8 protein-coding genes are annotated in these 9,771 nt (G+C 64.9%); 4 read left to right on the forward strand and 4 right to left on the reverse strand.

Going from position 1 to position 9,771, the window contains the following annotated elements; translation table 11 throughout:
• Positions 1-87: 87 nt before the first annotated feature.
• Both murI and MAXJ12_RS14290 read right to left on the reverse strand, forming a co-directional pair.
• On the reverse strand, positions 88-888 hold the full coding sequence (gene murI, locus MAXJ12_RS14285; protein WP_008836608.1) for a glutamate racemase: 801 nt from the start codon (positions 886-888) through the stop codon (positions 88-90).
• Positions 881-1,738: an RNA methyltransferase gene (locus MAXJ12_RS14290; protein ID WP_008836609.1), complete on the reverse strand. Its 858-nt coding sequence runs from the start codon at positions 1,736-1,738 to the stop codon at positions 881-883. The genes murI and MAXJ12_RS14290 overlap by 8 nt, the downstream gene beginning before the upstream one ends.
• Positions 1,739-1,823: 85 nt before the next feature.
• Here MAXJ12_RS14290 and MAXJ12_RS37650 point away from each other — a divergent pair, with 85 nt between their 5' ends.
• Both MAXJ12_RS37650 and MAXJ12_RS14300 read left to right on the forward strand, forming a co-directional pair.
• Positions 1,824-2,156 (forward strand): TfoX/Sxy family protein, encoded by a 333-nt coding sequence (locus tag MAXJ12_RS37650; RefSeq protein ID WP_040586316.1) that lies wholly within the window; start codon positions 1,824-1,826, stop codon positions 2,154-2,156.
• 134 nt (positions 2,157-2,290) lie between these two features.
• Positions 2,291-3,502, forward strand: a complete 1,212-nt coding sequence (locus MAXJ12_RS14300; RefSeq protein ID WP_008836611.1) for an NADP-dependent isocitrate dehydrogenase — start codon at positions 2,291-2,293, stop codon at positions 3,500-3,502.
• A gap of 75 nt (positions 3,503-3,577) precedes the next feature.
• Here MAXJ12_RS14300 and alaS read toward each other — a convergent pair whose 3' ends face one another.
• Both alaS and recA read right to left on the reverse strand, forming a co-directional pair.
• Complete coding sequence (gene alaS, locus MAXJ12_RS14305) at positions 3,578-6,244, reverse strand: alanine--tRNA ligase (RefSeq protein WP_008836612.1); 2,667 nt, start codon at positions 6,242-6,244, stop codon at positions 3,578-3,580.
• 187 nt (positions 6,245-6,431) lie between these two features.
• Entirely contained in the window at positions 6,432-7,520 is a 1,089-nt protein-coding gene (gene recA / locus MAXJ12_RS14310; RefSeq protein WP_008836613.1) for a recombinase RecA, read from the reverse strand.
• Positions 7,521-7,800: 280 nt separating this feature from the next.
• Between recA and MAXJ12_RS14315 the strand changes: the two genes are divergently transcribed.
• Positions 7,801-8,775, forward strand: coding sequence for a carbohydrate kinase family protein (locus tag MAXJ12_RS14315; RefSeq protein WP_008836614.1), 975 nt, complete (start codon positions 7,801-7,803; stop codon positions 8,773-8,775).
• Positions 8,765-9,682 carry a pseudouridine-5'-phosphate glycosidase gene (locus MAXJ12_RS14320; protein ID WP_008836615.1) on the forward strand — a complete coding sequence of 306 codons (918 nt, stop codon included), beginning with the start codon at positions 8,765-8,767 and terminating at the stop codon, positions 9,680-9,682. The genes MAXJ12_RS14315 and MAXJ12_RS14320 overlap by 11 nt, the downstream gene beginning before the upstream one ends.
• Positions 9,683-9,771: the final 89 nt, after the last annotated feature.

Below are 9,771 nucleotides of genomic sequence, written 5' to 3' on the forward strand. Positions count from 1 at the left end.
AGGAACTCGGGAAGGCAGGCGAAGTTCCTGCCGCCCGCTTCCGGGGGTATTCAGGTCAGGCCGGCGTCACCTGAATATCGGCACACCCTAGGCGACCGTCAGCCCAAACCCCTGCATCAGCCGGCGGATGGCGAAATCGGGCCTGCCGGATGTGAATACGGCGAGATCCAGGCCTTGCGCGGCGTCGGCGCGTTTTTCGAAGGGCGCGCGCTCGGCAAGCAGCGACAGCGCCCGCCGTGCGATCGCCTCGGCGGGATCGAGCCAATCCACCGGCCAGGGCGCGGTCTTGCGCATGCGGTTGGCGAGAAACGGATAGTGCGTGCAGGCGAGCACGACGATGTCGGTCCGGCCGCCGTCGCGCTCGATAAAGCATGGCGCGATCTCCGCCCGCACCGCCTCCTCGTCGACGAAGCCGTGGCGCATATAGGTCTCGGCGAGCGCAGCGAGATTCGTGCTGCCGACCAGCCGGACATTGCACTTCGAAGCCCATTTGACGATCAGGTCGCGCGTGTATTGCCGCTTCACCGTGCCCGGCGTGGCCAGCACCGACACAAGCCCCGAGCGCGTCCGCTCGGCGGCCGGCTTGATCGCAGGCACCGTGCCGATGAACGGCATATCGGGATAGGCCGCGCGAAGTTCGGCAAGCACCAGCGTCGAGGCCGTGTTGCACGGAATGACGAAGATTTCCGGGTCGTGCCTGGCGATCAGGCTGCCGCAAAGTTCGACGATGCGCGCGCTCAGCGCCTCCTCTTCCCAATCGCCATAGGGAAAGGCCGCATCGTCCGCGACATAGACGAAGCGGCGGTCGGGCATCAGCACGCGTGCCTCGCGCAGCACCGTCAGCCCGCCAATGCCGGAATCGAACATCAGTATCGGCCGGTCAGTCATTCTCGGGCGCCTCCCCGCCTGGCTTGCGCCTGCCGCTTCCGGCGCTGGCGTCCGCCTCGGCCTTGCGCGCCGGATAGCCCGAGCCGCGTGGTTCCTTCGGCGAAAAATAGTCGAGCGAAGCGACGACGCCGCGCAGCACTTCGAGTTCCTTCTCTGAAAAGCCGGCGCGGGTCAGCACCGCGCGCACCTTGTCGACCATTTTCGGTTTCTTGGCCGGCGTGCGGAAATAGCCGCGCGCGTCGAGCGCCGCTTCGAGATGCTCGAACAGGCCATGCAAATGCTCCTTGGCGGCGGGCTTGACTGTCGGCCCGGTAAAAGCCGTGTCGGTCTCCCGTTCGAGGCCGGACTTCATCCACTCATAGGCCATTAGCAGCGTCGCCTGCGCGATGTTCAGCGAAGCGTATTCGGGAATGACCGGAAAGGTGACGATCTCGTCGGCCAGGCTGATCTCCTCATTGGCGAGGCCGAATTTCTCGCGCCCGAACATGATGCCGGTGCGCTGCCCGGCGCGATGCCGCGCCCGAAGCGCCCTGCCCGCCTCGACCGGCCCGCGCACCGGCTTGAAGCCGTCGCGCTCGCGCGCCGTGGTGGCGAAGACGAATTCCAGGCCGGAGAGCGCGGAGGGCAGGTCGTCGAACACGGCGGTGTTCTCGATGACATGCGTGGCGCGGCTCGCCGCGGCAGTCGCCTTCTCGTTCGGCCAGCCGTCGCGCGGCTTGACCAGCCGCAGTTCCGCCAAGCCGAAATTGGCCATGGCGCGCGCCACCATGCCGATATTTTCGCCCATCTGCGGCTCGACCAGTATGATCACCGGCCCTTCGGCGATCGGCCCGCCTTCCCTGTCTGTCATGAATGCGCTGATCCTTCATTTGCGCGTCTGGGCCGTCCCTGCCATATTCCGCTTCGAAGATGAAGCTCGGGCTAACGGCAGAACGATGGCAACGCAGCTCGCCGACCGTATGCGCTCGCAAACGAACAATTACGCCAACAGCGAAGAAATCCGCATGTTCGGCGGCGTCTGCTTCACCATCAACGGTAACATGCATTGCTGCGCGATGAGAGACGGCAACGGCCTGTTCCGCGTCGGCCCGCATCAGGAAGTGCAGGCGCTGGCGCTGCCGGGAGCCAGCGGAATGGTGCATGGCGGGCGCGCGATGAAGGGTTTCGTCGTCGTCTCGGCCGACCGGCTTGGCGAAGAGCAGGCACTGAACGACTGGGTCGCGCTCGCCGCCAATTTCGTCGAAACGCTTCCGCCGAAGAAAAAGTAGCGCCACTGTCTGCGTCTCGCAACGCGTGTTTCAACAGCGTTTGCGCACGCATTCCCGCTTTGCTATAGGGGCCGCACTCCCTGCAGCAAAGCCCGGAAATCCGGCGCTCCGATCCCGAAAACGAGGTACTTTTCATGGCGAAGATCAAGGTGGCCAATCCCGTCGTCGAACTCGACGGCGACGAGATGACCCGCATCATCTGGCAGTTCATCAAGGACAAGCTGATCCACCCTTATCTCGACATCGACCTCGAATATTACGATCTGGGCGTCGAGCACCGCGATGCGACAAACGACCAGGTGACGGTCGACGCGGCCAACGCCATCAAGAAGCACGGCGTCGGCGTCAAATGCGCGACGATCACGCCCGACGAGCAGCGCGTCGAGGAATTCAACCTCAAGAAGATGTGGAAATCGCCGAACGGCACGATCCGCAACATTCTGGGCGGCGTCATCTTCCGCGAGCCGATCATCATGAAGAACGTGCCGCGCCTGGTGCCCGGCTGGACCAAGCCGATCATCGTCGGCCGCCATGCCTTCGGCGACCAGTACAAGGCCACCGATTTCCGCTTCCCCGGCAAGGGCAAGCTGTCGATCAAGTTCGTCGGCGACGACGGCCAGGTCATCGAACACGAGGTCTATGACGCGCCCTCCTCCGGCGTCGCCATGGCCATGTACAATGTCGACGAATCGATCCGCGAATTCGCCCGCGCCTCGCTGAATTACGGCCTGCTGCGCGGCTATCCGGTCTATCTCTCGACCAAGAACACCATCCTCAAGGCCTATGACGGCCGCTTCAAGGACATCTTCCAGGAGGTCTACGAGGCCGAGTTCGAAGAGGAATTCAAGGCGAAGAAGATCTGGTACGAGCACCGTCTGATCGACGACATGGTGGCGTCGAGCCTGAAATGGTCCGGCGGCTACATCTGGGCCTGCAAGAACTATGACGGCGACGTGCAATCCGACACCGTGGCGCAAGGGTTCGGCTCGCTCGGCCTGATGACCTCGGTGCTGATGACGCCGGACGGCAAGACCGTCGAGGCCGAGGCCGCGCACGGCACGGTCACCCGCCACTACCGCCAGCACCAGAAGGGCGAGGAAACCTCGACCAACTCCATCGCCTCGATCTTCGCCTGGACGCGAGGCCTCGCCCATCGCGCCAAGCTGGACGACAATGCGGAACTCAAGAAATTCGCGGATACGCTGGAAAAGGTCTGCGTGCAGACAGTCGAGGCCGGCTACATGACCAAGGATCTGTCGCTTCTCATCGGCCCCGACCAGCCCTGGCTTTCGACCACCGGCTTCCTGGACAAGATCGACGAGAACCTGCAGAAGGCGATGGCCTGACGCCATCCGCGCCAAAACAATGCGGCCGGTTCCAAAAGGGACCGGCCGCTTGATTTCAGAGGATCTGATTTCGGCTCAGGCCGCTTCCATCGCCGCCTTGACCGCCGCGATCGCCTCGCCCGACTTGGCCGCATCCGGCCCGCCCGCCTGCGCCATGTCCGGACGGCCGCCGCCGCCCTGCCCGCCGAGCGCCGCGGAAGCTGCCCGCACCAGGTCGACGGCGCTGAACCGGTTGGTGAGGTCGTCGGTGACAGCCACCACCACGCTGGCCTTCCCGTCCTCGCCGGCGCCGACGAACACCACGACGCCTGAACCCAGCGACTCCTTGCCGGCATCCGCCAGCGGCTTCAGGTCCCTCGGCGACACGCCTGAAACCGCCTTGCCGAGAAAGCCGACGCCCGCGACCGTTTCGCTGTCGCCGCCCGTATCGGCCGATGAGCCGCCGCCCAGCGCGAGCTTCTTGCGCGCCTCGGCGAGTTCTCTTTCCAGCCTGCGCCGCTCTTCCAGAACGGCCTCGACGCGCGAGACCGCGTCGGCCGGCGACACTTTCAGCGCCGCCGCGACCGCCTTCAGGCGGCGGTCCTGCTCGTCGAGATGGCGGCGCGCCGCTTCGCCCGTGAGCGCCTCGATGCGGCGCACGCCGGACGCCACCGCCGCCTCCGAGACCAGGCGGATCAGCCCAATGTCGCCGGTGGCGTTGACATGCGTGCCGCCGCAAAGCTCGACCGAATACGGCTTGCCGGCCTTGTCGCCATGCGTTGCGGTTCCCATCGAAACCACCCGCACCTCGTCGCCATATTTTTCGCCGAACAGCGCCATCGCGCCCTCGGCGATGGCGTCGTCGACGCTCATCAGCCGGGTCGCGACGGGGCTGTTCTGCACAACGACCTCGTTGGCCATCGCCTCGACGCGCTCCAGTTCGGCGGCCGAAATCGGCTTCGGGTGCGAAAAGTCGAAGCGCAGCCGTTCCGGTGCCACCAGCGAACCTTTCTGTGCGACATGGCTGCCCAGAACCTCGCGCAGCGCCTCATGCACGAGATGCGTCGCCGAATGGTTGGAGCGCAGCCGGGTGCGGCGCGCGTGATCGACCCTCATGCCGACCGCGGCGCCGGCTTTCAGCGCACCCTCGGCCACTCGGCCGAAATGCACGATGAGGCCGTCGCCCTTTTTCTGCGTATCGGTGATGTCGATCGCGAAGCCGTCGCCCGTCATCGTGCCGCTATCGCCCATCTGGCCGCCGGATTCGGCGTAGAACGGCGTCTGGTTGACGACGATCGCAACCGTCTCGCCAGCCGACGCGCCGTCGACGACGGCGCCGTCCCTGACCAGCGCCAGCACGATGCCTTCGGCCTCCTCGGTGTCGTAGCCTAAAAATTCCGTCGCGCCGGTCTTTTCCTTGACCACGAACCAGACAGTCTCGGTCGCTGCTTCGCCGGAGCCCGCCCAATTGGCGCGGGCCTCGGCCTTCTGGCGCTGCATGGCGGCATCGAAACCTTCGAGATCGACCGAAACGCCGCGCTGACGCAGCGCGTCCTGCGTCAGATCGAGCGGAAAGCCATAGGTGTCGTAGAGCTTGAACGCGGTTTCGCCGTCGAGCCGGTCGCCTTTGCCCAGTTTCTCCGTCGCCTCAGACAAGAGCCCGAGGCCACGCGCCAGCGTCTTGCGGAAGCGGGTTTCCTCAAGCTTCAGCGTTTCGGAAATCAGCGCCTCGCCGCGCGCGAGTTCCGGATAAGCAAGGCCCATTTCGCGCACCAGCGCCGGCACCAGCCGCCACATCAGCGGGTCGGCCGCGCCGAGCAGCTGCGCATGGCGCATGGCGCGGCGCATTATGCGGCGTAGCACATAGCCCCGGCCCTCATTCGAGGGCAGCACGCCATCGGCAATCAGGAAGCTCGATGCGCGCAAATGGTCGGCGATGACGCGGTGGCTCGCCCGGTTCTTGCCTTCCGCCTTGACGCCGGTCGCCTCTTCGGAGGCGCGGATCAGCGCCTTGAACAGGTCGATATCGTAATTGTCGTGCACGCCCTGCATGACGGCGGCGATGCGCTCCAGTCCCATGCCGGTATCGATCGACGGACGCGGCAGCGGGACGCGCTGCTCCTTCGTCAGTTGCTCGAACTGCATGAAGACGAGATTCCATATCTCGATGAAGCGGTCGCCATCCTCGTCGGCGCTGCCGGGCGGGCCGCCAGGAATCTGGTCGCCATGGTCGTAGAAGATTTCCGAACACGGACCGCACGGTCCGGTGTCGCCCATTGCCCAGAAATTATCGCTGGTCGCGATGCGGATGATCCTGTCCTCGGGCAGGCCGGCGATTTTGCGCCAGAACCCGGCCGCCTCGTCATCGGTATGATAGACGGTGACCAGGAGCCGCCTGGCGTCGAGGCCGAACTCCTTCGTGATCAGGTTCCACGCAAGCTCGATTGCGCGCTCCTTGAAATAATCGCCGAAGGAGAAATTGCCGAGCATCTCGAAGAATGTGTGGTGGCGGGCGGTATAGCCGACATTGTCCAGATCATTGTGCTTGCCGCCGGCGCGCACGCATTTCTGCGAGGTCGCGGCGCGCGAATAGGAGCGGCTTTCCAGGCCGGTGAAGACATTCTTGAACTGCACCATGCCGGCATTGACGAACATCAGCGTCGGATCATTGCGCGGCACGAGCGGGCTCGAGGCCACGACCTCGTGCCCGTTCTTGCGGAAATAGTCGAGAAATGCCGACCGGATTTCGTTCACGCCACTCATGTCACAGCCTTTGTTGCCGCCCTGCCGGGGAAATTGGACATGGCCTTTTAGCGGGCGCTTCCGGACCTGTCCACAAACACGAATTGGCGGAAAACAGCCGCTTCGCAGGCGATATCCGGCAGGCTCATTCAAAACGAAACCGCCGGCACAGAGGCCGGCGGCTTCGCAAGGATCGGGGCTGAACCGGTTACATCTCACCGGCTTCGTCTTCGAAACCGTCGCCCGGGCCGCCGCCTTCGAGGAACTTTTCGGCGATCAGCCCCGCATTCTGCCGCAGCGCCAGCTCGATCTCGCGCGCCGTGTCGGGATTGTCGCGCAGGAAAAGCTTGGCGTTCTCGCGGCCCTGGCCGAGGCGCTGGGAATTGTAGGAGAACCACGCGCCCGACTTTTCGACCACGCCGGCCTTGACGCCGAGATCAACGAGCTCGCCTGTCTTGGACACGCCCTCGCCATACATGATGTCGAACTCGACCTGCTTGAAGGGCGGCGCCAGCTTGTTCTTGACCACCTTGACCCGGGTCTGGTTGCCGACCACCTCGTCGCGGTCCTTGACCGCGCCGATGCGGCGGATGTCGAGCCGCACGGAGGCGTAGAACTTCAGCGCGTTGCCGCCCGTCGTGGTTTCGGGCGAGCCGAACATGACGCCGATCTTCATGCGGATCTGATTGATGAAGATGACCATGGTGTTGGAGCGCGAGATCGAAGCGGTGAGCTTCCGCAGCGCCTGGCTCATCAGCCGCGCCTGCAGGCCGGGCAGCGAATCGCCCATCTCGCCTTCGATTTCCGCACGCGGCGTCAGCGCCGCCACCGAATCGACGACCAGCACATCCACCGCGCCGGAGCGCACCAGCGTATCGCAGATCTCAAGCGCCTGCTCGCCGGTGTCGGGCTGCGAGATCAGCAGGTTTTCGAGATCGACCCCAAGTTTGCGGGCATAGACCGGGTCGAGCGCGTGCTCGGCGTCGACGAAGGCGCAGATGCCGCCCTTCTTCTGCGCCTCGGCCACCGTGTGCAGCGCCAGCGTCGTCTTGCCCGAGCTTTCCGGCCCGTAGATTTCAATGATGCGCCCGCGCGGCAGGCCGCCGACGCCAAGCGCTATGTCTAGCCCGAGCGAGCCGGTCGGCACCGTCTCGATCTCGACGATCTTCTCGTTCGCCCCCAGCCGCATGATCGAGCCCTTGCCGAAGGCGCGCTCGATTTGGGATAGCGCGGCGTCCAGAGCCTTAGATTTATCCACCGATTTGTCCTCTACCAGCCGCAATGAATTCTGAGCCATGATACATTACCCCTTGGTCGTCAATGAAGGCCCGACAATCCGGTATCCCTGCTAATTCGTACCTCTTTTGTTCTCATTTGGCAAGAGGGCTCAAGGGTATGATTCCATTGCATTTTCCAATTTTGTTCCAGTTTTGTGCTCACCGGAACGCTCCGGATGGGCCGAACCACCGGCCCAGCCACGCCGCCAAGTGACGATTCGGCGCGGCGGTTGCCCGCGAGGGATGCTGACACTAATGTCGCGCCCAACCTAGAAGAATAGACGCTCGGCAGGCGCTTTCATGTCCTTCCCGAAAATTTTGGCCGTCGGCGGCGCGCATATCGACCGGCGGGGCCAGGTCACAGGCGCCTATGTGGCCGGCGCATCCAACCCCGGCGTGATGGCCGAGGATGTCGGTGGCGGCGCGTTCAACGCCTTGCGCAATGCGGTTCGCCGCGGCGCGAGCGGCGCCATCATGTCGGTTCGCGGCGGCGATGCGGCCGGCGAGACCGTTTCGCGCGCCATTCTCGACGCGGGAATCGCCGACTTGTCGGCGATCTTTCTCGACCGTACCACGCCGAGCTATACCGCGCTCCTCGACCGCGACGGCGACGTGATCGCAGCGCTTGCCGACATGGCGCTCTACGAGATCGCATTCGCCAAGCAGCTTCGCCGCGCCAACTTTCGCGCAGCCGTGACAGAGGCCGACGCCCTGCTGTGCGACGCCAATCTGTCGGCCGACGCCCTTGCGCGGCTGGCCAGGCTGGCGTCGGGCAAGCCGCTCTTCGCCATCGCCATCTCGCCGGCCAAGGTGGTGCGACTCTCCGGAATCCTGGAAACCCTCTCCTGTTTGTTCATGAATTTTCGCGAGGCGGCCTGCCTTGCCGGATTGCCGGGCGACGCACGTGTCGATGATGTCGTTCCCCGCCTGCGCGGCATGGGGCTTTCGAGCGCCATTGTCAGCCACGGCGGCGCACCGACCGCCGCATTCGACCGCTCCGCCCTCTTTTCCATCAAACCGCCGCGCCCGCGCAAAATTGTCGACGTGACCGGCGCGGGCGACGCGCTGGCGGGAGCAACGATGGTTGCCCTGCTGCGCGGCCTTTCCCTCGGCGAGGCGTTGCGCGATGGCATGGCGGCGGCGATGCTGGCGGTCGAGAGCCCGGCCTCGGCGCCGGAATTCTCCGCCGGCGACTTCACTGCCGCCCTTGCCCTTGTGCCAAAGACCGAGGCGTTGCATCAGGGCGGCAAGATCGGAGAGACCAATGATGCCTGAGAAAGCGCGGCCCTTCATAGACATCCACCCGCCCGTCGCCGACGCGCTGGCCGCGGCGCGGCCGGTGGTGGCGCTGGAGAGCACCATCATCACCCACGGCATGCCCTTTCCCGACAACAACAACATGGCCGCCAATGTCGAGAAGATCATCCGCAACGAGGGCGCGACGCCGGCCACGATCGCGGTCATCGGCGGCCGACTGAAGATCGGGCTTTCCGACGCCGAGCGCGAGGCGCTGGCCAAGGCCACGGGCGCCATGAAGCTGTCGCGGGCCGATCTCGGCTTTGCGGTGGCGCAGGGCCTCACCGGCGGTACAACGGTGGCGGCGACGATGATCGCCGCGCATCTCGCCGGCATTTCGGTCTTCGCCACCGGCGGCATAGGCGGCGTGCACAAAGGTGCGGAAAAGAGCTTCGACATTTCGGCCGATCTCGACGAACTGGCGCGCACGCCGGTGATCGTGGTGTCTGCCGGCGCAAAGGCGATACTGGATATCGAAAAGACGCTGGAAGTGCTGGAGACGCGAGGCATCCCGGTCGTGGCTTATGGCTCGGACGTCATGCCCGCCTTCTGGTCGCGGCAGTCGCCATTCGCCGCGCCGCTGCGGCTCGATACGGCCGAGGCGATCGCGGATTTCTTCAAGACGCGGCGCGCATTGGGGACCGATGGCGGCATGCTGATCGCCAACCCCGTGCCGGAGGCCGACGAGATCGCGGCGGAGGTGATGGCCGGGCATATCCTGGCGGCGCAGCAGGCTGCCGAGGCGCAGCGCGTCTCGGGCAAGGCGGTAACGCCGTTCCTGCTGTCGAAAATCCTCGAACTCACCGGCGGCGAAAGCCTGAAAACCAATATCGCGCTGGTCGAGAACAATGCCAGGCTGGCGGCGCGGATCGCCAAAGCGCTTTAGTTTTCCAATGCCAGTGCTCTGGATTCCGGGTTCCGCTTCGCGGCCCCCGGAATGACGAGTGCTTTCGGCAATCTTGGCTTTGCGGGATT

This window comes from Mesorhizobium alhagi CCNWXJ12-2, assembly GCF_000236565.1.
In the GTDB taxonomy this organism is placed as follows: Bacteria; Pseudomonadota; Alphaproteobacteria; order Rhizobiales; family Rhizobiaceae; genus Allomesorhizobium; species Allomesorhizobium alhagi.

Excerpts from the sequence above, each read along its gene's own strand:
- MAXJ12_RS14300 (WP_008836611.1), top strand. The coding sequence starts at position 2,291 with ATGGCGAAGATCAAGGTGGCCAATCCCGTCGTCGAACTCGACGGCGAC.
- recA (WP_008836613.1), bottom strand. The coding sequence starts at position 7,520 with ATGGCTCAGAATTCATTGCGGCTGGTAGAGGACAAATCGGTGGATAAA.
- MAXJ12_RS37650 (WP_040586316.1), top strand. The coding sequence starts at position 1,824 with ATGGCAACGCAGCTCGCCGACCGTATGCGCTCGCAAACGAACAATTAC.
- alaS (WP_008836612.1), bottom strand. The coding sequence starts at position 6,244 with ATGAGTGGCGTGAACGAAATCCGGTCGGCATTTCTCGACTATTTCCGC.
- MAXJ12_RS14320 (WP_008836615.1), top strand. The coding sequence starts at position 8,765 with ATGATGCCTGAGAAAGCGCGGCCCTTCATAGACATCCACCCGCCCGTC.
- MAXJ12_RS14290 (WP_008836609.1), bottom strand. The coding sequence starts at position 1,738 with ATGACAGACAGGGAAGGCGGGCCGATCGCCGAAGGGCCGGTGATCATA.
- MAXJ12_RS14315 (WP_008836614.1), top strand. The coding sequence starts at position 7,801 with ATGTCCTTCCCGAAAATTTTGGCCGTCGGCGGCGCGCATATCGACCGG.
- murI (WP_008836608.1), bottom strand. The coding sequence starts at position 888 with ATGACTGACCGGCCGATACTGATGTTCGATTCCGGCATTGGCGGGCTG.